This is a genomic window from Streptomyces sp. NPDC002671, from assembly GCF_053592475.1.
This window is the reverse complement of the sequence record NZ_JBSFVU010000018.1, coordinates 81,041-103,640: the sequence shown is the minus strand read 5'-3', so window position 1 is coordinate 103,640 and position 22,600 is coordinate 81,041. Positions and strand designations below refer to the sequence as shown.

Genomic DNA, 22,600 nt, shown 5'->3' with positions numbered 1-22,600 from the left:
CGGCACCCAAGTCTGATGCACGCCGGTTTGGTCACTGCGGGCGCGAACGACCCTCTGAATACGTACAGTTGACGTGCTGTCGCTGACCGAGGGGGAGCCGTGAGTTCTTCAGCCGCAGAACCGCCCGACGTACCGGCGCTGCCGTTCTGGGTGTCGCGCGACGATCAGGACGGTGAGCTCGAGGCCGAGGGCGACTCCATGGGCCTGTTCGGTGGCGGGGATGCCGACGTGCGGCTGAGGAACGTACCTCTGGGGCCCCTGCGCAAGAATCTTGCCGACGCTGTGGACGCGTTGCAGGAGGTGTTCACCGAAGCTGCCGCGCGGGGTGGGCCAATGCCGTTGCGGGAGGCACACCTGTCCTTCCAGGTGACCGCGAGCGGAGGTGTGCAGTTCATCGGCAGCGCGCAGATCCAGCGCGGCCATGGGATCACGCTGGTCTTCAAGCAGTGACCGGTGTGTGATGGCACGCCACAGAGCTCTGCTCATCGGGGCGAGCGACTATGAGATGCGCGGTGTCCCCCGGCTTCCCTTCGTCCCCGGTGACCTCGCCCGCCTCGGATCGGTGCTCGAGGGCCGTGGCTTCGACGTTCTGGTCGTGGCCGGACGCGAAGACGGCAAACAGGTGTCGCGGAACTTCGTGGACGGCCAGGTAGCCGGCTTCCTCAGACGGGCCGGCAGGGACGACACCCTCCTCATCCTGCTGAGCGGGCACGGCGTGCACGCCGGGGGGCGCGACTTCCTCGTCCCGGAGGACATCCAGGAGGACACCCACCCCTTCGAATCCGGGTGCGTGGCGATCGACTGGCGCGCACACCTCGACGAGACTCCCGCGGGTCGCGTCGTCTTTCTGATCGACGCCTGCCGGGAGGGGATCGAGCAGGAGTCGATGGGCCTCGCGGGTGTCTCGCAGTGGGGCCGGCAGAAGGTCAGCGCCGCGCTGCGCCGCAAGGTGGCTTACGTGTACGCCTGCTCGGCGGGGCAGTTCGCGCTGTTCGTGCGCTCGCGGGACAAGGCCGTCGACCCTGTGGCCGGTGTGCGCCCCGGCGAATCGTTCAGCATCTTCTCGCGGTCGGTGTCGGACATCATCGCTGCCCACCCCGGAGCGGCAGCACTCGGCCTACAGGAGTTCCAGCGGTCCGTCCAGGACCGGATCACGGAACTGCACCGGGTGTACCGGAAGGCCGGGCAGCCCCAGACGCTGCGGATCGTCACCGACATTCCGGCCGACGACTTCTCCTTCCTGCCGCCGCCGAGGACGCCGAACACGCGGTCGGGCCGTTCCCCGGAACCGTCCGTCGGCCGTTCGGACGCCGATACGACGGCATACATGAGCACGGCGATGGCCGCCCTGGCAGGCACGTCCCGATCGGCGCGCATGGGGCGTGGCCTCCGGCCGGCAGGGCGGGCGCTCTCCGCACTCGTCCTCCTCGGCGTACTCGGCGTCACGGCCTGGGCCATCGTCACCAACAACGGCAACACCGACGACCGTGGCAAGGCATCGGGCAAGGCGGGACCGACGACCTCAGCCGCTTCCGGCTCCTCCAGCCCGAAGGCTTCACGCACCAACAACAAGCGGAGCGATGGCGGTTCGGGATCGCCGAAAGCCACCGCGTCCGGTGTCGGCGCCCCCCTCCCCGCCTGCACCCCGAGTGCCGTGGAGCTGACCGTACGCAGCCTCCACTACTCCTACGCACCCGCTCAGCCACCGACCGTGCTGGTGACGGCGAAGAACTCCTCGGACAGCGACTGCAAGGTCGACCTTGGGCCGCGGAAGGCGGTGTTGACCGTCACGAAGGCCGGCGGCGCGGACCCCTACTGGTCCTCGGCCGACTGCCCCAGGACCGCCGACAGTCAGTTGTTCCGTGCGCCTGCCCACGGCACCGTCACGAACACCGTGCGGTGGGACCGGAGACCGAGCGCCCCCCAGTGCGCGGTGCCTGCCGCGGGTACGGCGGAGGCGGGAACGTATCTGGTGGAGCTGACGGCATCGGCATCGGGATTCGGGCAGGCAGAGACGTCATTTGTCCTGAGCTCGGACTGAACCGGACGCGGGACCCGCCAAGTGGTGGGGCGTCGGATCCCTTACGGGTGAGGATCTGGGGCGCGTCACGGCGGCGCGTGGCCGGGGTGTTCGACGATCGCTGGCGGCCGGAGGACACCGACCCGTGAGGGCGCAGGCGTTCCCGGCATCCCTGGAAGGGGCGTCATGCGCATTCTGCTCATCGCCGGCAGCGACAACAGCCTGACCCAGCGCGTCCGAGCCGAGCTGCGGGACCGCGGCCACACCGTCCAGGTGGAGGTCACGCCCGACAGCGCCGCCGTGCGCGACGCCGTCGAGCGCCACCGCCCCGAGCTCGTCATCGCCCCCATGCTCAAGGCGGTCGTGCCCAAGGATGTGTGGAGCCGGTACCGCTGCCTGATCGTGCACCCGGGCCCCGTGGGCGACCGCGGCCCCTCGTCCCTGGACCGGGCGATCCTCGACGGCGTCGGGGAATGGGGCGTCACCGTCCTCCAGGCGGTCGAGGAACTGGACGCCGGGGACGTCTGGGCGACGGCCTCCTTCCGCGTCCCGCCGGTAGGCAAGAGCGACCTGTACCGCAACGAGATGGCTGACGCCGCCGTGGCCGCGGTCCACGAAGCCGTCCGGCGCGTCGCCGACGGGTTCGTACCGCGCCCGCAGACCGGTACGGTCCGCGCCCGTCCCGCCCTTCGCCAGCAGGAGCGGCGGATCTCCTGGCTCGCGGACGACACCGAATCGGTCCTGCGTACCCTGCGGGCCGCCGACTCGCAGCCCGGCGTCCCGGACGAGCTGCTCGGCGCCGAGTGGTACCTGCACGGCGGCCACGCGGAGGACGGCCTGCGAGGCCGTCCCGGAGAACTGCTGGCAACCCGGGCCGGCGCGGTGTGCCGGGCCACGACGGACGGCGCGGTGTGGATCCCGGAACTACGCGCCCGTACCGCCGCAGGACAGGAGCGTGCCTGCAAGCTCCCCGCCACCCTCGCCCTGGCGGACCGGCTGCCGCCGCTCCCCGAAGTGCCCGCACCCGCCCGGGCATCCGGCGGACGGCGGACCTGGTCCGACATCCGGTACCGGGAACAGGGGCCCGTGGGAGTGCTGTCCTTCTCGTTCCCCGGCGGGGCGATGAGCACCGGCCAGTGCGTTCGCCTGCTGGACGCCTACCGCGCGGCTTGCACCCGACCCACCACCGTGCTCGTGCTCGGCGGACAACGGGACTTCTTCTCGAACGGCATCCATCTGAACGTCATCGAGGCCGCCGCTGATCCGGCCGCCGAGTCCTGGGCCAACATCAACGCCATGAACGACCTGGTCGAGGCGGTGCTCACGACCACCGACCGGTTCGTCGTCAGCGCGATCGGCGGCAATGCCGCCGCCGGCGGGGTGATGCTGGCCCTCGCCGCCGACGAGGTCTGGTGCCGCTCGGGCGCCGTCCTCAACCCCCACTACCGGCGCATGGGCCTGTACGGATCGGAGTACTGGACCCGCACCCTGCCCCGCCGGGTGGGGGAGGCCACGGCCGCGCGGCTCGTCGAGGAGGCCCGGCCCGTGTCGGCGGCCGGCGCGCTGGACATGGGCCTGGCCGACCGGATCGTCGACTGCGCTCCCGGGGACTTCACGGAAGAAGTCACCCGACTGGCCGCCCGCGCGGAATCGGGCCCCAACATGGCCGTGCGGATCGCGGCGAAGAAGGCCGAGCACGAGAGACGCGAGGCCGAGAAGCCGCTCGCCGCCCACCGCGAGCAGGAGCTCTCGCGCATGCGAACGATCTTCGACGACCCCTCGGCGCCGTACCACGCGCTGCGCCGGGCGTTCGTCCGCAAGCAGCCTCCGCCCGCCCCGTTGCCGGACGGTCCGGGTGCGGGAGTGACGGATCGGACGGACTGTTGGTCATGAACAAGGGTCCGGAAGACGGGCCTCGCCCCACCCCCTCCCCAGGAGGCGACCCATGAGCGCTGCATCGCCGGCACCGGTCGAGGACCAGGGTGCTGCCCCCGGCAGCGAGGAAAAGCCGATCCACATCCTCTGGATCAACGCCGGACTGAGCTGCGACGGCGACTCGGTGGCGCTGACCGCGGCCATGCAGCCCAGCATCGAGGAGATCGCCCTGGCCGGGCTGCCGGGACTGCCCAGGATCGCCGTGCACTGGCCACTGATCGACTTCGAGTGCGGTCCGGTGGGCGGCGCCGACACGTTCATCGAGTGGTTCTTCAAGGGGGAGCGGGGCGAGATCGACCCGTTCGTGCTGGTGATCGAGGGATCGATCCCGAACGAGGCCATCAAACAGGAGGGCTACTGGTGCGGCTTCGGCGACAACCCGGAGACCGGCCAGCCCATCACCACCAGCGAGTGGATCGATCGCCTGGCCCCCAAGGCGCTCGCGGTGGTCGCGATCGGCACCTGCGCCACGTACGGCGGCATCCACGCGATGGCGGGCAACCCCACCGGCGCGATGGGCGTGCCCGACTACCTCGGCTGGGACTGGAAGTCCCGCGCGGGCATCCCGATCGTGTGCGTCCCCGGCTGCCCGATCCAGCCCGACAACTTCGCGGAGACCTTGACGTACCTGCTCTACCAGGCCGTCGGGTCCGCGCCGATGATCCCGCTGGACGACAAGCTGCGCCCGACGTGGCTGTTCGGCGCGACCGTGCACGAAGGCTGTGACCGGGCCGGCTACTACGAGCAGGGCCAGTTCGCCGACACGTACGACTCGCCGAAGTGTCTGGTGAAACTGGGCTGCTGGGGACCGGTCGTCAAGTGCAACGTCCCCAAGCGCGGCTGGATGAACGGCCTCGGCGGCTGCCCGAACGTCGGTGGCATCTGCATCGCGTGCACCATGCCCGGATTCCCGGACAAGTTCATGCCGTTCATGGACGAGCCGCCCGGCAGCAAGGTGTCCAGCACCACGAGCGGCGTGTACGGCTCCGTCATCCGCCGCCTCCGCTCCATCACGGCCCGGACCGTGGACAAGGAGCCGAAGTGGCGGCACACCGGCGACCGGGTCACCACCGGTTACCGACCGCCCTGGTGACGGCCTCACCACTGCCTCGTACGCCCCCCGAACTCCCCCTGTTCACCGGCCGAAGAGCCGCCGAAGAGCTGACGAAGGGCACCGCAACGATCATGGCACGTCCGACAAAGACGAAGGGTGACGGCTCCGGCCTGGTGGAGATGGCGTGGGATCCCATCACACGCATCGTGGGCAGCCTCGGGATCCACACCAAGATCGATTTCAAGCAGAAGCGCGTCGCGGAGTGCTACAGCACGTCCTCCGTGTTCCGCGGCTACAGCGTCTTCATGCGCGGCAAGGACCCCCGCGACGCCCACTTCATCACCAGCCGCATCTGTGGCATCTGCGGCGACAACCACGCCACGTGCTCCGTGTACACGCAGAACATGGCGTACGGAGTGAAGCCGCCGCACCTGGGCGAGTGGATCATCAACCTCGGCGAGTCCGCCGAGTACATGTTCGACCACAACATCTTCCAGGAGAACCTGGTCGGGGTCGACTACTGCGAGAAGATGGTCCGCGAGACCAACCCCGGGGTCCTCGAACTCGCCGAACGCACCGAAGCCCCGCACGCCGCCGAGCACGGCTACCGCACGATCGCCGACATCATGCGGTCCCTCAACCCCCTCGAGGGCGAGTTCTACCGCGAGGCACTCCAGGTCAGCCGCTACACCCGGGAGATGTTCTGCCTGATGGAGGGACGGCACGTCCACCCCTCCACGCTCTACCCCGGTGGCGTCGGCACGGTCGCGTCGGTGCAGCTGTTCACCGACTACCTCAGCCGGCTCATGCGCTACGTCGAGTTCATGAAGCGCGTCGTCCCGCTCCACGACGACCTCTTCGACTTCTTCTACGAGGCGCTGCCGGGCTACGAGGAGGTCGGTCGCCGCCGCGTCCTGCTCGGCTGCTGGGGCGCGCTCAACGACCCCGTGTACTGCGACTTCACCTACGCCAACATGACCAACTGGGGCCGGCGGATGTTCGTCACCCCCGGCATCATCGTCGACGGCAAGCTCGTCACCAACGACCTCACCGAGATCAACCTCGGCATCCGCATCCTGCTCGGCAGCTCCTACTACGAGGACTGGGAGGGCCAGCAGCAGTTCGTCACCCACGACCCGCTGGGCAACCCGGTCGACCCGCGCCACCCCTGGAACCAGCACACCATCCCGGCCCCGCAGAAGCGGGACTTCGACGACAAGTACAGCTGGGTCATGTCCCCGCGCTGGTTCGACGGCAAGGACCACCTGGCGCTGGACACCGGCGGCGGCCCTCTCGCCCGCCTGTGGTCCACCGCCCTGTCCGGGCTCGTCGACATCGGCTACGTCAAGGCCACCGGGCAGAGCGTCGTCATCAACCTGCCGCGCACGCTCACCAAGCCGGAGACCACCTTCGAGTGGAAGATCCCGCGGTGGAGCAACGCACTGGAGCGCAACCGCGCCCGTACCTACTTCCAGGCGTACGCGGCGGCCGTCGCCCTGCACTGCGCCGAGAAGGGGCTGGAGGAGGTCCGCGCCGGACGCACCCAGACCTGGGAGAAGTTCGAGGTCCCCGACGAGTCCATCGGCGTCGGCTTCACCGAGGCGGTCCGCGGCGTGCTGTCCCACCACATGGTGATCCGGGACGGCAAGATCGCCAACTACCACCCGTACCCGCCCACCCCCTGGAACGCCTCCGTCCGGGACAGCTTCGGCACCCCCGGCCCCTACGAGGACGCCGTGCAGAACACCCCGATCTTCGAGGAGAACACGCCCGAGAACTTCAAGGGCATCGACATCATGCGGACCGTCCGCAGCTTCGACCCCTGCCTGCCCTGCGGCGTGCACATGTACACCGGCAACGGCCGGACCGTGAAGTCGATGCACGTGCCCACCGGCCTGAGCGGACTGGCCGGATGAGCGTCACCCCTGCCGAACAGGCCGGCCGGCGGGTCGAGGAGGTCCTCGACCGGCTCGCCCGGCACGCCGATCCCGACGCCGGCGCGGCGGCCGAGGAACTCGTGCGCGTCCTGATGGAGTTCTACGGCGCCGGGCTGGCCCGCATCGTGGACCTCCTCGGCCGTCCGGCCGCCCGGCCGCCCGCTGAACCGCTCGGCGCCCTGCTCGGAGACGAGCTCGTCGCGAGCCTGCTGACGCTCCACGGACTGCACCCCGAGAACACCGAGGCACGCATCGACCGGGCCCTGTCCGGCCTGCCGCAGCACGTGGAGAACGCCGGATTCGACCCCGCCACCGGAATCCTGCGCCTCCGGGTTGCCGCCTCCGCCGGCTGCGGCTGCCCCAGCACACGGGACGCCACCCGCGAAGCGGCCGCAGACGCCCTCGCCTGCTTCGCCCCCGAGGTCACCGACGTCGAACTCGAGGCCGCCCCGCGCGAGCCGGCCCTCCTCCAGATCGGAGCCCGCCCGTCCACCCCGGACGGCCGGACGCAGGGCGGCGCACCGTGACCGCCCTCCCGAGCGACACGGGGCCGCTCCCGTACGCCCCGAAGGCGCTGCGCCGCACGGGCCTGCACCGGTTCACCGCGCCCCGACCGCCCGAGGACGAACGCTGCGGACTGTGCGGCGCACAGCTGCCCGAGAAGGTCCACCATCGCCACCTCGTCGACAGCGACAACAGGGCCCTGGTGTGCGCCTGCGCACCATGCCACCAGCTCATGGCGGGCCTCACGACGTCCCACGGCCGCTTCCACGCGGTGCCCGACCGCTTCCTGAGCGACCCGGAACACCGCATCGACGACCGGACGTGGGACGCCCTGCGGATCCCGGTCTCCGTCGCCTTCCTCTTCCACAACTCCGCCCTCGACCGGCCGGTGCTGCTCTACCCGAGCCCCGCGGGCGCCACCGAGAGCGAACTCGACGCGACCGCCTGGCAGTCGCTCCTCGCCGCAGCCCCCCTCGCCGGCCGCCTCGAACCCGACGTCGAAGCCCTGCTGCTGCGCCGCCACGAGGGCCGCACCGAGTGCCACCTCGTACCGGTCGACGTCTGCTACGAACTGGTCGGCCGCATGCGCCGGCTGTGGCAGGGCTTCGACGGGGGCGCCGAGGCGCGCGCCGACCTCGACGCCCTCTTCGACCGCGTCCGCCACCAGGCCCGCGCACCGCACGGGAGCCGGTCGTGACCGAGTTCTCCTTCCACTGCACCGGCGTCCGCGCCGACGCCTACGCGGCCGGCCCCACCCTCGTGTTCCGGCTGCGCATCGGTGCGTCCGGCGGCACCCGCGTGCACGCCCTCGCCCTGCGCTGCCAGATCCGCATCGAACCCGCCCGGCGCGGCTACGACGACACCGAGGCCGAGGCACTGGGCGACCTCTTCGGCGAGCGCTCCCGCTGGGCAAGCAGCCTCCAGCCGCTGCAGTTCGCCCACGTCTCCACCGTCGTCCCCGGCTTCACCGGCGAGACCGAGACCGACATCGTCGTGCCGTGCACGTACGACACCGACATCGCCGCCTCGCGGTACTTCCGCGCGCTCGGCGGCGGGGACGCACCCCTGCTCCTGCTGTTCTCCGGCACCGCGTTCACCGGACCCGGAGGCTTCCACGTCGAGCCCATCCCCTGGGACAAGGAGATCGCCCACCCGATGCCCGTGAAGGTCTGGCACGAGATGATCGACCAGCACTTCCCCGGCTGCGGATGGATCCGGCTGCCCAACGACGCCATGGACGCCCTGCTCGCCTATCGGTCCCGCCATGCGCTGCCGTCCTGGCAGGCCACGGTCGACGCCCTCCTCGAAGCGGCGGGGGAGAGGCCCCGATGACCACCGTCGCCTTCACGCCCGACACCGAGGAACGGCTCGGGGTCGCCCGGCACGTCGCCGACGCCGTCCTCTTCGAAGGGTACGTGCTCTACCCGTACCGGGCCTCGGCCGCGAAGAACCGGCTCCGCTGGCAGTTCGGGGTGCTCGTGCCGCCGTCCTGGAGCGCTGCCACCGAGGAACACGCCGCCCAGCGCACCGAATGCCTGATGGAGCCGAAGGAGGGTGCCGAACTCGCGGTGGAGGTCCGCTTCCTGCGCGCCCAGCGCCGGACCGTCGAGGAACTCCGCGAGGACGGCGGCTACGCCCCGACGGACGAACTGCGTCTGCCCGACCGGGTCCTGGTCGCCTGGGACGAAGGCGCCGAGGAACGCGTGACCCTCCTCGTCCCCGTCGACGCCCTGGACGGCGACGGCACCACCGTGCCCTTCACCCGCCCCGCCGCCGAGGAGACCGAACAGGTCACCGACAGCCAGGGACGGGTGCTCGGCAGGCTCGTGCGCCGCCGCGCGGAGATCAGCGGGACCCTGCGCGTCACGGCGACCGAACTCGACGGCCCGTACCGCGTCCGGCGCCTGTCGGTCACCGTGGCCAACACCGGGACCTGGACCGCCGAGCCCGGCACGGACCGCCACGCGGCCCTGCCGTACTCCCTGGTCGCCACCCATGTACTGCTGCGCCTCGACGCCGGGTCGTTCCTGTCGATGACCGATCCGCCGGAATGGGCCAGGGGAGCCGTCGCCATGTGCCGCAACGAGCACACCTGGCCCGTGCTCGCCGGCGAACCCGGCCGCGCCGACCTCATGCTCTCCTCGCCCATCATCCTCGAGGACCACCCGGCCATCGCCCCCGAGAGCCCCGGCGCCCTCTACGACGCCACCGAGATCGACGAGATCCTCGCCCTGCGCACCGCCGCCCTCACCGACGAGGAGAAACGCGAGGCCCGCGGAACCGATGCCCGTGCCGCTGCCGTCATCGACCTCGCGGACACCATGCCCCCCGAGGTGCTGGAGCGTCTCCACGGAGCCGTACGCAGCCTCCGGGAGGTCACCGGTCCCAAGGAACCCGACGCCGACGGCGGTCACCTGCGGCCGGACACCCCCTGGTGGGACCCGGGAGGCGACACCGGGGTCGACCCGGCCCGGGACCAGGTCCTCGTCGACGGACGCCCGGTCCGCGCCGGCAGCCGTGTCCGGCTGCGCCCCCGCCTGCGCCGCACCGACGCACAGGATCTCTTCGTCGACGGCCGCAGCGCCCTCGTCGAGGCGGTCCTGCACGACGTCGACGGCGGCGTGCACATCGCCGTCACCATCGAGGACGACCCGGGCGCCGACATCCGCCGCGAACAGGGCCGCTTCCTCTACTTCCAGCCCGACGAGGTGGAAGTCCTGGAGGACCGGTGAACGACCCCGCGCCCGGCACGGCCCGCACCCTCGTGGCCGGAGTCGGCAACGTCTTCCTCGGCGACGACGGATTCGGCGTCGAGACCGTCCGGCGCCTCGCCCAGGAGACCCTGCCGCCCCACGTGGAAGTCGCCGACATCGGAGTCCGCGGCGTCCATCTCGCCTACCAACTCCTCGACGGCTGGGACACCCTCGTCCTGGTGGACATCACCGCCCGCGGCGGCTCACCCGGCACGCTGTACGTGATCGACGCCACCGCGCCCGGCGAGCGGGACCCCGGCGCCACGGCCGCGCCGCTCGACGGCCACCGGATGACGCCCGACGCGGTCCTCGCCCTGCTGGACACCCTCTGCGCCGGCACGGGCGCCGCACCGCCGCGCCGGATCCTCGTCGTCGGCTGCGAACCGGCCGACCTCGACGAAGGCATGGGACTCAGCCCGCAGGTCGCCGCCGCGGTGCCCGAGGCGGTCCGCACGGTGACCGAACTCGTCCGCCAGGAAGCCGTCGTATGAAGCCCGAGACGGAGACATCATGAGCAAGAGCACCTTCGGCATCACCGCCGTCCTCGCCACCGCCCTCGCCGCCGTGGCCGTCCTCGTAGGGGTCCTGCCCGACCTCCGCCGCTACCTGCGCATCAGCCGGATGTGACGCCGCGTCACCGGCAGCCCCGGAGAGTCACCAGTCCTGTAGGTCGAGGGTCTCGATCGACTCGTTCGGCGGCACTTGGCGTGCAGGGGTGACGTGCCGCCCCCAGCCTGCTTGACCGCGTACGCTTCGCGTCTAAATGATGACTCTGGGTGACGTCTCGGAGTCCGGCCGGCCGCCCCGGATGCGCGAGGAGATGCGGTGTCCATGCGGCGTACGGTCCGGCCGGCGGTCCGGACCACCTCCCTGTGCTGCCTGCTGAGCGCGGCCCTCGCGGTACCCGCGCTGGCGCCTCCGGCAGCAGCGACCTCGATGGTGGCGGCCCGTCAGGTCACGCCGGCCCTGGCGCCCGGCGTGACCTGCGAGCGCGCCGGCCCGATCCGGCACGCGGCGGCCGGCCTCGACTTCGGCGGCAAGGAGCTCGACCGGCCCGACCCCGCGGGGACCCGACGCGCCATCACCGCCCTGCTGGCCGACGGCCCGCTGCCTTAGGGAGCCACCGCCGACCCGCAGCACCGCACGGTCACGCTGCCCGCCGGTCCGCAGCCCCTGCTGGTCCGCGTCGAGGCCGTCCGGCGGCCTGCCGTACGCGCCGGTGGCGATGGCGCACCTCAGGAACCCGTGGACCGCCGTGGTACGGGTCTCCGACCGGGCCGCCCCTGACCTGATCCGCACAGCCGTGATCGCCCGCCTGACCGAGCTGGCCGTCGTCGCGGCCGACCGGGCGCTCGACCAACGACGGGACGTCACGAGCGGCCTGATCGACGGTCTGCTCACCACCACGGACGCCGACCAGCGGGTCCCGCTCAGCCCGCGGGACACCGGTCGGGTCGAAGCGCTGAAGGCGCTCACGGGTGCGGGTGGCGCCGAGGACACCGTGGCCCTGGGCGCCGCCGCCGCGTTGGGCCTGTTCGACGAGGGGAGCACCGAACCCCACTCCATGGAGGGCAACCGTCCGCCGGCCGGCCGTCGGGCCGCCGCGGCCCGGATCGCCACACTCCAGGGCTTCGATCCGGCGGCGAGGGCCGCCGTGGACCGGGTGGTGGACCTGGCCGGGCGGCAGCCGGGGCAGGACGCCCTGGCGGCGATCCGCCGGGAACGCGACTGCGAGCGGGCCGACCTGCGCGCGCGAAGCGATCAGCTGATCGACCGCCGGACTCGCGACGACCAGAAGCTGAAGCCGGTCCTGGACGCCGAGTTCACGCGGAACCGGGTGGTCCCGCACGTGATCGCGGGCGCGGGCTGGGCGGGCGTCGTCGACGACCTCACCTTCGACCGGCCCGCCGCCGGCGCCCCGGGCACCGCCGATGTCCTGGCGGACGGGGTCATGCCGCCGGTGCTCGCGATGGCTGCCGGTCCCGGTGTGGTCAACAACCTGGGGGACTTCCGGCTCACCCAGCCGGCCATGGACATGGAGCTGCCCGAAGCACCCTTCCAGCCCAACGACTTCGCAGTGGACCGGACGGACTTCGTCACCTCCGAGGCCTTCGGCCGCGCTGCCGGGGTGGCCCGGGCGCTCGCCGGCATGCCCACCTACCAGGCCGACTTCGCGCGGGTCGAGGCCCGGGCCGACGCCACCGACGTGGCCGACTGGCCGGCCGGCGCCGGGTACCGGCTCACCACCGTCGACCAGCGCCGGTTCTACGCGGGGACGGTCGACCTGGTGACCGGACTCGGCCCGCCCCGGATCCCGGACGCCGACAAGAGCCTGCTCATCGGCCGCGCCTTCAAGGACCCGAGGACCGGCTACCGGGTCGAGTTCGGACAGGACGGCCGGCCCCGGGCGTTCGACCCCGACGACCGGCCGTGGTCCGGTCCGCTCCCCGAGCAGACGGCCTGGCTGCTGGGCATGAGCGGTGCGGGCGACTCGCTGAAGAACGTCCGGCCGCCGTTTCTGCTCGACCCTCAGGGCCGCCCGACCGAGTACCGCGTGGTCGACCCGGTGACCCGGTACTCGGTCGATCCGGACACCGCCAAGGTGTTCGATCCGGACGGGACGCCGGTCGATCCGCGGCAGCTCGACGCGGGGCTCCGCCGTCGCCTGGGCTTTCTGCCGGGCCCCGGGTTCGGCTTCCGTGACCCGCGGTTCCTCGCAGACCAGGCCTCGGGCCTGTCCGTCAACCCGGTCACCGGTACCGTCATCGAGACCGCCGGCGGCAAGCCGCCGCACCGTCCCGTCACCCCCGCGGTCCGTCGGCGCCTTGACGCCCTGGTCCGCGCGCACCGGGTGCAGTACGGCGGGCAGAACACCGCTGACGCCTACGGTTCCACCGACACCGTCTTCGTGGTCGGTGGCGGCGCCGGCGGCGCCTCCGAGGTCGAACAGGCCACCGGCCGCCGGCGGACGGTGATCTGGGGCGCCAGGCAGGCGAAACTGCCGCTCGGCAACGACTTCCCCCGCGGGCCGGCCGGTGCCGTGGACCCGAAGGACCTGAAGGAGCGGTACGACCGCGAGCAGGACGAGCAGAAGAAGCAGGCGCTGCTGACCGACCTGAGCTTCATGACCGGCGGCGGCTACAACCGCCGGAACACCCTGCCGCACATCGGCGCCTTCTCCTTGGACGTGTGGGACAAGGCCATCCGGACGACCGCGCTGCCCACCACCATCCAGTACACGACCGACCACCGCTTCTGGACCATCGCCTTCACCGGGACCACGATTCCCGCGCCGCCGGTGCTCTGTGACCGGCTCGTCTACACCATCGGTCAGGAGGCCGGCTACCCGGGCGGGCCCGCTGCCCTGCTCGGCAAGGTCAAGCTGGTCAGGCTGCCGGGGCCGGGCGGCGAGTTGAACGGCCTGCGCGACGAAAAGGGCGGGCTGCGGGTGCTCGGCGCGGCCGGTGTCACCGGCCCGGTCGTCAACCTCGTGGATCCGAATCCGGGCGAGGCCAAGAATCGGATCGCCGACCAGGCCCGCCAACTGCCCCCGGACGCCCGGGACACCAGTCCGAACGCGGCGGCCACGACGGTGCAGGTTATGAACCGTCGCTGGTGTCTTGGGGGCAACATGCCCTCTCCTCCCTGCGCCGGACGTATGGGGGTGTCCCGGCGCAGAAAGGATCTTGGCGTGGCCACAACAGTCGCACAAAGGACTCACAGGAAAAATGGGTGCGTGTTTACCTCAGGATCCGGTGCGGCCGGGCTGCCTGAAGGGCCGTCACTCGCGGTGCGGCCGTGACCGAGGCCGCCGTGAAGGGGCCGTGGTCCCTGCCGGTGGAGAGCAGACCGCTGTAGGCATCGGTGGAGTTCTGCGGCGCGCCGGCATTGCTTTCGACGAACAACGGCCGTACGGCGAGGCGGCCGTCGGTGACGAGGCCCTGGTAGTCGCCGAGGAAGTGGCCCCTGGCATAAGGGGCCTGGAGCCAGTCGAAGACGCGGGAGATGCGGCGCTCGGTGGCGTGGTTCTCCGCGCCGCGGGGGAACCTGAGCAGCCAGGCGGCGGTGGGCAGGGTGGTGGTGTTCCCGGGGGTCAGGTAGCGCAGGTCGTAGTAGGTGATCGCGACCGTGCCGCGGGCGTCCACGCTGATGGAGGGCGTGAAGGCGGGCGCGGAGGCGACGGAGTTGACCCGTGTCGGAGCGGACCAGGTACGGCCACCGTCGGTGGAGTGCGTCAGCTCCACGGAGTTGTATGCGCCATGGCTGAAGTCCGAGCCCTCGTAGGCGACATACAGCTCGCCGGTGTGCGGATCGATGGCGACGTTCGGCAGGTCGCCGCCCGCACGCAGGGCCTTGGCCGGGTCGTCGGGGGCGTTGGGGTCGACCTCGTTGACGGCCGTGTCCTTCGCGACGGTGACGGGCTTGCTCCAGGTGCGGCCCTGGTCGGTCGACTTGACCATCGCGAAGTGCAGGTCGGTGGGCGTGAAGGTGCCGGTCGTGTAGTCGATGTCGTACGTCTGCCAGTCGAAGACGTCGTAGAGGGTGTCGGTGCGCGGGTCGGCGACGATGACGTTGCCGATGGTCTGCGAGTGCGGGACGACGGAGGTGTCCACGAACGGGCGGGCCTTGGACCAGTGCCGTCCGCCGTCGCGGGTGATGGAGATGTAGGAGGGTCCGTCGTAGACCTTGGCGGAGTCGTCCTCGTCGATGCGGTCCCAGACCTGGTAGGCGACGCCGGGGTGGACGGGATCAGCGGTGACGGAGTTCTTGTCGTTGCTGAACTCGGCCTGCGTGTCGTCGATCAGGGGCACCGTGTGCGTCCAGGTGCGCCCGCCGTCGTACGACGTCGAGGCCGCCACGGCGTTGCGTGCGCCGGTGGCGTCGAACGCCAGCCCGCTGGCGTAGACCGTGCCGTCCGGACCGGTGCTCACCCAACCGTCCGACGCACGCTGGTAGTCGAGCCCGCCAGGCGCGCAGTGTGAGAACGGCAGCGGGGTCTCGGTGAAGTGCCGCCCGTCGTGGGTGTAGGAGGCGGTCAGGCCCCGGGCGCCGCCGTTGGACCAGCGGTCCTGCTGGAAGATGCCGACCGCGTTGCGCGGATCCCGAGGGGAGACGGTGACGTACGGTTCGTCCTCCGCCGAAAGGTAGTTGGTGCCGGTCCCGTCACCGCTGATATCGCAGTCGGCGTAAGGGTCAGTGGGGGAGACCAGGTGGACTGGCTGGCTGTCGCCCGAGGCTGCGGAACTGCCCGCGGTGGCGACGAGCAGCAAGGCTGCCGCGGTGGCTACGAAAGACGCCCTTGTATGTGTGCGCATGGCGATTCCCCCAACTCCGCGAACGACGGTTCGTCTTGGGCTGTGCTGGCGCAGGTACGGTTTCGGTGCCGTCGGGACATGAATTGCCTGGCGAGCCTAGCCCTGCGTGGTGTGAGCGGAGTTGGAGGAAGCGGTCAAGGACACGTCAATAATCGCGCCGGTGACTCCTTCGTAGAGGCTTTGGGTCGTGCCCTGTTGGCGGTCGGGGACGAGGGTGGAGATCCAGGCTTTGCCGACACCGTCGGTGCAGGCGGCGAATCCGCTGTACAGGGGCAGGACGAGGAAGACCAGGCGTTCTGGAGGAAGGACACCCAGCGCCGCGGCGTTCTCAACTCAGCCCCACCCAGGGAAAACTCCCAAAGCGGGTGTCGCGGGTTCGAATCCTGCCCACGGCACAAGGCATGGCAGCCGGCCATCACAATCCCTGCAGGCTCTTGACCAGCACGGAAAGGCCGCCGGTCAGTGCCAGGACGAGGATGAGCCGCCGAACCCACTGCTCCGGCATCCTCGGCGCGAGCGCCCTGCCGATGAGGGCGCCCGCCACCATGGCGACCGTGGCCACCGTCCACGCCGTCCCGCTCAGCTTCGGCACCCCGTTGGCGGCGACCGAGAACACGTTCACCACGATTCCGTAAAATTGCGCGTTCGGCACAAATTCCAGTACCGGCCAGCCCGCATTCACCGCGTACAGGGAATACGGTGGCCCGCCCACGCCGGCCGCGGAATTCATGAAGCCGCCCACGGCGCCCGCGGTCAGTGCTCCCCTCGTTCCACTCAGAGCGCGTATGCGCACGCCTCCCATCACGAAAACCACCGCTGCGGTCACGAGGACGCCCACGCCTGCCAGCAGTACGGGTTCAGGTAGTCGGGCGGCCACCCAGGAACCCGCGGGCACGGTACACGCGGAAGCGATGACCAAGGGAAACATTGCGCCGAGTCGCACCTGTCTCCAGCCCGCGGTGAGTCCTACCACGCTGATGACGCCGGCCGCGCAATTCGCCAGCACCACCCCCTGGGCGGGCCCGAGCACCAGAACGAGCGCGGGTACCGCGATGAGTGCGAACCCCATTCCCGTAAGCCACTGCACGGATGCGCCCAATACAACGATTCCGCCCAGCAGCAGCTCGGCCGTCACAGCGCTCGCCACAGATGACTCCCCCCGAATATCCGGCATGATCTTCGCCATCCTCTGGGCAGGACGTGCGAAAGATCAATGGTCCGTCAGGTGGCGCGGACGTTGTCCCGGACCAGCACGTTCGGCCCATAGAGAGACCGCTGTCGCCGACAGGCTGGCGACGGCGACCAGTCACCAGCAGCAGGCTCGATGCGCAGCCATGCCGGCACTCGGGCCATGTCGAGGAGTCCGGCAGTGGCGACGTTGGCGCCGAGAGATGCGGTGAGGGCGATGACGAACCAGCACCACCCCGCCGCCGGAGGTGTCACGGTGTGACCGGGCACGGCGAGGCCGGGGCGTTCGAGGGCAATGGCGCAGGCGGCGTAGACCACTTCGGGTGCGATGTCGCCGAGCATCATCTCGTCAACGAACAGCACGGTGGTTGGGGGTGTCCGGTGCGATGCCCTGCCGGGCCTTGATCAGGTCGTATCGGTCTTCCATTTCCCTGGCCAACGCGGGCAGCAACTCGGCCGCAGAGCAGGTCAGCTCGACAAGGCGTAGTCCTGGGGCCCCGGCTGTCGGCGGGCCCCGCTACGACCGCGGACGCAATGCGGGCCACACCGGCGGGGCGGCTGCAGAGCGGGACTATTCTCGCCAGCGGGATCGTCGTGCTGGGCGCTCCCCGCCCGTAGTTCATATCGAGGGGCCCAAGGCACGGTCTCCAGACTGTGCCACTGTCCGCATGTTGAGCGCCATTGCTAGGACCTCTTGTGCATCAAGGCTCGGTGGTCTGACGTGACTGGTTGTATTGCCCTTCGCCTCGTCGGCGGGCGAGGTACCAGCGGCGGCCAGTAGCGAAGGCGCGCCGTGCCGTGCGTACGGCAGCGATTTGGGTGGCAAGGTGAAGCTGGTAGTGCCAGGGGTTCTGGCCACCGTGGCGTACCGACATGGCGTGCGCGAACGCGACAGCATCGCGGTCGACGTACTGGTCCAGGTGCTCGAACCACGCCATGCTCGTACGCGCGGCCGCCTGCACCGTGTGGAGTTCCTCGCGGCGATGGCGGTCGTACTCCCGCAGAGCGTCCTCCACGTGAAGGTATTCGCTCAGGCTGTGTGCGAGGACGATCGCGTCGATGATCGCCAGTCTGGTGCCCGACCCCAACGTGAAGTGGGTGGTGTGTGCAGCGTCGCCGACGAGCACCGTCGTCCCGTGGTACCAGGCCTTGTTGGTCACGTGCGCGAAGCGCTGCCAATGCGCTGGTGCACCCCGTGATCGGCTGAGCAGGCGGTGGCCGTCGAGTGCGCGTTTGAAGATGTCTTCCAGCAGCCGCACTCCCTGGTCGGGGGCGAGCACGTCGAGTCCCAGACCGTGCCAGGTTTGCGGTGAGCATTCAACGATGCAGGTGCTGATTCCCGCGACCGAGGGATAGGCGTGAAACCAGATCCATCCGGTCGGTGTCCGCTCGAAGCTGAACACGAAACTGCGGAACGCCTGGTCCGTGCCGAGCCAGATGTAGGGATTGAGACCGACATCAATGCGAGTTCCGAATGCTTCGTGCTGTCCCCGAATCCGGCTGTGCGCACCGTCGGCGGCAACGAGAAGGTCCGCCTCGGGAAGTGCCGAGGGAGCCGCAACGTGGTGGCCGTACTGGATGTCGACGCCGAGCTGCGATGCACGCCGAGCCAGGACGTCGAGCAGTGCCGATCGGCTCATGCTGTATCCGTAACCCCCGAAGTACGCCGTCTGCTCGCCGTACGAGCCGTGCACACGCACCTCCTGGTCCTGCCACAGCACAGACCTGGCGGTGACCTCCCGCGCGCTTTCCGGATCGTTGCGATAGAGGACGTCCAGCAGGTCGTCCCAGTACACGACACCCCAGCCGTAGGTGGCCGCGGGCGGGTCACGGTCGAACACGGTGATCTCGTGTCCGGCATCGCGCAACTTGGCCGAGATCGCGAAATACAACCCTGCGGGCCCCGCACCGACGCACACGATCCTCACCGCTACACACCACCCCGGCTACGGGTCGGATGGGAGGCCTGCTGCTCCAGACGGGTCCGGATGCCCGAGATGTTCGGGCATCCGGGTGCAGCACTCACAGAACTGCTGCATGTTGATCGAGAACTCACTGCGCTGGAGCGTCAGTATCCATGCCCACCGCCGCCACCGCCGTCGCCGCCGCCGTAGCCGCCGCCACCGCCGCCGTGGTCGCCGCCGCCGTAGCCGCCGCCGCCGTAGCCACCGCCACCGCCGCCGTGGTCGCCGCTACCGCCGTAGTCGCCACGGGAGCCGTGGTCGGAGCCCCCGCCCCAGCCATCACTGGAGTGGCCGCGGTCTCCCCAACCCCAGCCGTCATTGGAGTGGCCGCGGTCTCCCCAGCCCCAGCCGTCATTGGAGTGGCCGTGGTGTCCCCAGCCCCAGCCGTCACCCGAGAAGCAGTGGTCTCCCCAGCCCCAGCCCCAGCCGTCACCGCAGCGGTGTCCCCATCCCCAGCCGTCCTCCCAACAACAGCTGCTGTCGTGAGAGGAAACAGAGGCAACGTTGGACGACGAGGGGAAAGCGGCAGCGCTGGCAGCGCCGGCTCCGGCCGCGATGGCAAGGATGGGTGCCGTGCAGACCACAGCGGCTATGCGCCGCATCCTGGTCGTAGTCGCGCGCATGACGATGTGCCCCTTCCGGGGGTCGAAACAGGGATCTCGGGCGCTCAGACAAAAACGCCCGGGTGCGCCAGATCCTGCGCGCGGGTCTGGCGTACGGTGATCCACCCGCCGGAAGCGCTGAACAATGTCGTAGCGGTTTCCTGGCGGGCTTGCGAGATCTTACTATTGAGTACAGATGGACGATACGGTACGAAACGCCCCGTTTCGTCAAGATAGGCTCACTTCTCGGGCAAAGTCAACGGGTGTACCAGTGGCTCACAAGGGAGGCGTGCGGTGGTTGCTCCCAGGCCGCAGAACGGCCGTCAGAACCCTCTGGCTCCTGAGTGCGCCCAGCCCGACCCCATCGCGCCTGACTCCCGGCGGCGCCGCCGGGGATCTCACGAAGCGGTGCTTCGAGCCACTAAGGACCTACTCGGCGAGGTCGGATATCAGCGGCTTTCCTTCGAAGGCATCGCACGGCGGGCCGGAGTCAGCAAGGCCACCATCTATCGGTGGTGGCCGAACAAGGCCGCGCTGGTGATCGAGGCACTCAGTGGGGAAGTCCCCCTACCTCCGATCCATGAGACCGGCGACCTGGAAGCCGACCTGCGCACCGCCGTCCGGCTCACCATCGAGCTCGTCTCCGCCATGCCCACGTGCCTGATCCTCCCGGCGCTTCTCGCCGATGTGATCGAGGATCCCACCGGTACCGGAGCCTTCGCCGAGCTCATCGAACCCCGCCGCGCGTCGGTCGTGAAACTGCTGGAGCGGGCACGCCTCGAAGGTCGATTGCCGCCGGACACCGATACGTCACTGATGGTCGACATCTACTCCGGAACCGTCGTCTACCTGGCCGCGGTGAACCGCGAACCGCCGGGCGAGACGGTGGTAGACCAGATCGTCAGCCTCCTCCTGCACGGTCACCTCCCAGTCTCGAAGGGGCTCGCGCTCAAGAGGTCCTAGCAATGGCGCTGAACATGCCGGTAGGTGATCAGACGGGTGGCGAGGCTGGGGCGGCTGAGTGGCAGCGGTAGAAGTCGGGTTCGCCGGTGCGCCGGCTGCGGCGGACAAAGCTCGCGCCGACGCCGAAGGCGGCCCCGGGACAGGCACGACGAAGCTCCTGGCAGACGCGGGTGGTCTTGGTCGTCACCCCGTCTGCCAGGAGCTTCATCGCTGCGTACTGCTTGGGCGCCTCACCTTGGGGGTGGCCCCGTGCGCGAGCCGTCTCCCATGGTCGGCAGGATCAGCAGGGGAAGGTGCCGCTGTAGACAGCGTGTCCGTAGGAGGAGCTTCCGGAGCCGAAGCCGTAGATGCCGTCGTCGCTCCAGACCGCCTCGCGGAAGCCGTTGACGCAGGTCGACGTCGGCGCGATCGCGAAGCCCTCCAGGTTGTCGGTCGGCATGACGGCCGGGTTCGTGTAGGTCAGGTCCGGAACGATCGCGCCGCCGGCGTTGACCTTCATGAAGGTGTGCGTCTCGCCGCAGGTGTTGTCGCAGGTCGCGATGATGCGCTGGGTTCCGGCGTCGAACGTCACGTCCATCACGGAGACCTTGCCGGTCGCGATCGTGCCGAACGTGGTGAACGTGCCGTCGGAGTTCAGGCCGTAGACGTGCAGCGTGCCGTCCCACTCCAGGCCGGCGAAGTACAGGCCCGACCCGTGCAGCGGGTAGTTCGCAGGGTTGTAGGCGGCGCCGGTGAGCGGGTCGACCCAGCCGTTCGCGGTCAGCCAGCTGTCCGGCACGTAGCCGACGCCCTCGAAGCCCAGGTTGGCGTCGTCCTTGCTGCCGGTGTTGAGCTGCGGGAACTGCGAGGTCATGTCCCACTGGTGGATCGGCGTCAGCGTCGATCCGGTCGCGGCCGGGTCGAACTCCATGATCGTGTCCTTGGGGACCGTGTTGTTGGTGTTGTCACGCTCGGAGGTCACGTAGATGTGGCCGTTGGCGCCGACCGTCAGGCCCTCGGAGTCCGGCTGGCCGGTGCCGCCGGCGAAACGGATCTGCTTGCCGGTCGCGCTCCATGACGCGTCCGGGATCCACTTGCCGTTGCTCTTGACCAGCTTGTACAGCCAGTTCTTGTTCTTGGCGGCCCACAGCACCGACGGGTTCGCCGGGTCGAACGCCAGGCCGCTCAGGTCCCGGCCTTCAGGGCCGGTGGACGTGGTGAACGCGCAGACGTTGTCGGCGATCGTGACGTCCAGCCCGCCCGGCCACGCCAGGGTGCCCGCCGGGGTGGAACCCGTACCGGAGGGCGCTTCGGGGGTGCAGCCGCTGGTGAGCGCGCCGCCGCCACCCAGCAGCTGACCGCCACCACCGCCGGTACCACCGCCACCGCCGCTGCCCGAGCAGGAGTTCGCGCTGCCGAGCGTCGCGGTCGTGGAGGTCTGGAACCAGCCGGTGCCGTTGGCGCAGCGCTCGTCCGACGGCTTCGCGCCAGCGGTCGCCCAGGTCACCGAGTCGACGGTGTTGCCGTTGCTGTCGAGGAGGAAGACCGAGTCGTTGTCGCCCAGACCGAGGGTGGAGTTGAACGTGACGTAGCCTCCCGCGGGGATGCTGGTCGCGTTCGGCGAGGAGGACGAGATCAAGACCGGGGAGTGGGTGGTGTCATTGTCGACGTACTTCCACGCCCCGATGCTGACCGCGCTCGTTCCGCCGTTGTACAGCTCCACGGTGTCCGCGCCGTCCGAGGTCACCTCGTTGATCCGCACCCGGCTCGCCGCCGGTACCGACGACGGGCAGCCCAAGGCGTTCGAGGCGCCGAACGTGGACGCCGCGGTCGTGGTCACCCACCCCCCGGTGCCGTCGCCGCCGCAACGCGCCATCGCCGGCTTCGCCCCGTTGGTGGCCCACTCGACGCGGTCGACCACCGCGCCGCCTGCCGTGTAGATCACAAGCTTGTCCGAATCACCAAGCCCCTTGGGCGAGTTGAAGGTGACGAAGCCGCCTGCCGGGATCGTGCTGGAGGACGGGCTGAACGTCTGCGGCGAGAAGCTGTCGTCGGACATCTTCCAGCCACTGATGCTCACTGCAATCGAGCCGGTGTTGTACAGCTCCACCGTGTCGCTGTTCGACGAGGTGACCTCGTTGATCCGAACATTCTGGTAGCCGGCCGGGTCCGCGGCAGCCGCAGGCTGAGCGGCAACCATCCCTGTCACGAGCAGTCCTGAAAGCGTCAAAGCCGCGGCGCATACAGAGGCGACGCCGGCACGCGAGTGTGAGGTAGACACGAGGCGGAACTATGGCGACACGATCTTGAAACAGTGTGCATTCCAGCTGAATGCCACCTGCTGGCCACCGGAACACCAGGCGCACATTGCCATTTTCCACGCCAA

Annotated in this window: 19 protein-coding genes and 2 pseudogenes; 14 read left to right on the top strand and 7 right to left on the bottom strand. The window is 70.0% G+C overall.

The genetic code is table 11. The features are described from left to right. The first annotated feature begins 99 nt into the window (after window positions 1-99). From ACWD35_RS26765 to ACWD35_RS26705, 13 genes are all read left to right on the top strand, one after another. Window positions 100-450 (top strand): Pepco domain-containing protein, encoded by a 351-nt coding sequence (locus ACWD35_RS26765; RefSeq protein ID WP_451353829.1) that lies wholly within the window; start codon window positions 100-102, stop codon window positions 448-450. 10 nt (window positions 451-460) lie between these two features. Continuing rightward, window positions 461-2,041: a caspase family protein gene (locus ACWD35_RS26760; protein WP_451353828.1), complete on the top strand. Its 1,581-nt coding sequence runs from the start codon at window positions 461-463 to the stop codon at window positions 2,039-2,041. A gap of 165 nt (window positions 2,042-2,206) precedes the next feature. Beyond that, a complete protein-coding gene (locus tag ACWD35_RS26755; protein ID WP_451353827.1) occupies window positions 2,207-3,913 on the top strand; it encodes an enoyl-CoA hydratase-related protein in 1,707 nt (568 codons plus the stop codon). 52 nt (window positions 3,914-3,965) lie between these two features. Continuing rightward, window positions 3,966-5,048, top strand: coding sequence for an NADH-quinone oxidoreductase subunit B family protein (locus tag ACWD35_RS26750; RefSeq protein ID WP_451353826.1), 1,083 nt, complete (start codon window positions 3,966-3,968; stop codon window positions 5,046-5,048). Window positions 5,049-5,140: 92 nt separating this feature from the next. Then, on the top strand, window positions 5,141-6,925 hold the full coding sequence (locus ACWD35_RS26745) for a nickel-dependent hydrogenase large subunit (RefSeq protein WP_451353825.1): 1,785 nt from the start codon (window positions 5,141-5,143) through the stop codon (window positions 6,923-6,925). Then, on the top strand, window positions 6,922-7,473 hold the full coding sequence (locus ACWD35_RS26740) for a hypothetical protein (protein ID WP_451353824.1): 552 nt from the start codon (window positions 6,922-6,924) through the stop codon (window positions 7,471-7,473). Before ACWD35_RS26745 ends, ACWD35_RS26740 begins: the two co-directional genes overlap by 4 nt. Further along, window positions 7,470-8,147: a DUF5947 family protein gene (locus ACWD35_RS26735; RefSeq protein ID WP_451353823.1), complete on the top strand. Its 678-nt coding sequence runs from the start codon at window positions 7,470-7,472 to the stop codon at window positions 8,145-8,147. Before ACWD35_RS26740 ends, ACWD35_RS26735 begins: the two co-directional genes overlap by 4 nt. After that, window positions 8,144-8,782, top strand: coding sequence for a DUF6084 family protein (locus ACWD35_RS26730; RefSeq protein WP_451353822.1), 639 nt, complete (start codon window positions 8,144-8,146; stop codon window positions 8,780-8,782). Before ACWD35_RS26735 ends, ACWD35_RS26730 begins: the two co-directional genes overlap by 4 nt. Next, on the top strand, window positions 8,779-10,182 hold the full coding sequence (locus ACWD35_RS26725; RefSeq protein ID WP_451353821.1) for a hypothetical protein: 1,404 nt from the start codon (window positions 8,779-8,781) through the stop codon (window positions 10,180-10,182). The genes ACWD35_RS26730 and ACWD35_RS26725 overlap by 4 nt, the downstream gene beginning before the upstream one ends. Beyond that, window positions 10,179-10,694, top strand: coding sequence for a hydrogenase maturation protease (locus ACWD35_RS26720; protein ID WP_451353820.1), 516 nt, complete (start codon window positions 10,179-10,181; stop codon window positions 10,692-10,694). Before ACWD35_RS26725 ends, ACWD35_RS26720 begins: the two co-directional genes overlap by 4 nt. Before the next feature lie 19 nt (window positions 10,695-10,713). After that, window positions 10,714-10,830 (top strand): DUF6893 family small protein, encoded by a 117-nt coding sequence (locus ACWD35_RS26715; RefSeq protein ID WP_451353819.1) that lies wholly within the window; start codon window positions 10,714-10,716, stop codon window positions 10,828-10,830. Between the two features lie 198 nt (window positions 10,831-11,028). Then, entirely contained in the window at window positions 11,029-11,319 is a 291-nt protein-coding gene (locus ACWD35_RS26710) for a hypothetical protein (RefSeq protein ID WP_451353818.1), read from the top strand. A gap of 109 nt (window positions 11,320-11,428) precedes the next feature. Then, window positions 11,429-14,005, top strand: coding sequence for a hypothetical protein (locus tag ACWD35_RS26705; protein WP_451353817.1), 2,577 nt, complete (start codon window positions 11,429-11,431; stop codon window positions 14,003-14,005). Here the strand turns inward: ACWD35_RS26705 and ACWD35_RS26700 are convergent. The 6 genes and pseudogenes from ACWD35_RS26700 to ACWD35_RS26675 form a co-directional block, all read right to left on the bottom strand. After that, entirely contained in the window at window positions 13,944-15,518 is a 1,575-nt protein-coding gene (locus ACWD35_RS26700) for a sialidase family protein (RefSeq protein WP_451353816.1), read from the bottom strand. The genes ACWD35_RS26705 and ACWD35_RS26700 overlap by 62 nt on opposite strands. A gap of 415 nt (window positions 15,519-15,933) precedes the next feature. Next, window positions 15,934-16,692, bottom strand: coding sequence for a sulfite exporter TauE/SafE family protein (locus tag ACWD35_RS26695; protein WP_451353931.1), 759 nt, complete (start codon window positions 16,690-16,692; stop codon window positions 15,934-15,936). Between the two features lie 149 nt (window positions 16,693-16,841). Continuing rightward, a pseudogene (locus ACWD35_RS26690) lies at window positions 16,842-16,949 on the bottom strand (DUF2637 domain-containing protein); the annotation flags it as partial. After that, a pseudogene (locus tag ACWD35_RS26685) lies at window positions 16,938-17,166 on the bottom strand (hypothetical protein); the annotation flags it as partial. The pseudogenes ACWD35_RS26685 and ACWD35_RS26690, both read right to left, overlap by 12 nt. A gap of 241 nt (window positions 17,167-17,407) precedes the next feature. Continuing rightward, the gene (locus ACWD35_RS26680) at window positions 17,408-18,634 is read right to left on the bottom strand and encodes an FAD-dependent monooxygenase (protein WP_451353815.1); all 1,227 of its coding nucleotides are present in this window, start codon (window positions 18,632-18,634) and stop codon (window positions 17,408-17,410) included. Between the two features lie 140 nt (window positions 18,635-18,774). Then, window positions 18,775-19,293 carry a hypothetical protein gene (locus tag ACWD35_RS26675; protein WP_451353814.1) on the bottom strand — a complete coding sequence of 173 codons (519 nt, stop codon included), beginning with the start codon at window positions 19,291-19,293 and terminating at the stop codon, window positions 18,775-18,777. Window positions 19,294-19,680: 387 nt separating this feature from the next. Here ACWD35_RS26675 and ACWD35_RS26670 point away from each other — a divergent pair, with 387 nt between their 5' ends. Continuing rightward, the gene (locus ACWD35_RS26670) at window positions 19,681-20,235 is read left to right on the top strand and encodes a TetR/AcrR family transcriptional regulator (protein ID WP_451353813.1); all 555 of its coding nucleotides are present in this window, start codon (window positions 19,681-19,683) and stop codon (window positions 20,233-20,235) included. Between the two features lie 280 nt (window positions 20,236-20,515). Here the strand turns inward: ACWD35_RS26670 and ACWD35_RS26665 are convergent, their stop codons facing one another. Next, the gene (locus ACWD35_RS26665) at window positions 20,516-22,414 is read right to left on the bottom strand and encodes a lamin tail domain-containing protein (protein WP_451353930.1); all 1,899 of its coding nucleotides are present in this window, start codon (window positions 22,412-22,414) and stop codon (window positions 20,516-20,518) included. Window positions 22,415-22,600: the final 186 nt, after the last annotated feature.

Coding starts and splice junctions, on each gene's coding strand:
- ACWD35_RS26665 (WP_451353930.1), bottom strand. CDS start 22,414: ATGGTTGCCGCTCAGCCTGCGGCTGCCGCGGACCCGGCCGGCTACCAG.
- ACWD35_RS26740 (WP_451353824.1), top strand. CDS start 6,922: ATGAGCGTCACCCCTGCCGAACAGGCCGGCCGGCGGGTCGAGGAGGTC.
- ACWD35_RS26725 (WP_451353821.1), top strand. CDS start 8,779: ATGACCACCGTCGCCTTCACGCCCGACACCGAGGAACGGCTCGGGGTC.
- ACWD35_RS26695 (WP_451353931.1), bottom strand. CDS start 16,692: ATGCCGGATATTCGGGGGGAGTCATCTGTGGCGAGCGCTGTGACGGCC.
- ACWD35_RS26715 (WP_451353819.1), top strand. CDS start 10,714: ATGAGCAAGAGCACCTTCGGCATCACCGCCGTCCTCGCCACCGCCCTC.
- ACWD35_RS26700 (WP_451353816.1), bottom strand. CDS start 15,518: ATGCGCACACATACAAGGGCGTCTTTCGTAGCCACCGCGGCAGCCTTG.
- ACWD35_RS26750 (WP_451353826.1), top strand. CDS start 3,966: ATGAGCGCTGCATCGCCGGCACCGGTCGAGGACCAGGGTGCTGCCCCC.
- ACWD35_RS26675 (WP_451353814.1), bottom strand. CDS start 19,293: ATGCGCGCGACTACGACCAGGATGCGGCGCATAGCCGCTGTGGTCTGC.
- ACWD35_RS26760 (WP_451353828.1), top strand. CDS start 461: ATGGCACGCCACAGAGCTCTGCTCATCGGGGCGAGCGACTATGAGATG.
- ACWD35_RS26705 (WP_451353817.1), top strand. CDS start 11,429: ATGGCGCACCTCAGGAACCCGTGGACCGCCGTGGTACGGGTCTCCGAC.
- ACWD35_RS26755 (WP_451353827.1), top strand. CDS start 2,207: ATGCGCATTCTGCTCATCGCCGGCAGCGACAACAGCCTGACCCAGCGC.
- ACWD35_RS26745 (WP_451353825.1), top strand. CDS start 5,141: ATGGCACGTCCGACAAAGACGAAGGGTGACGGCTCCGGCCTGGTGGAG.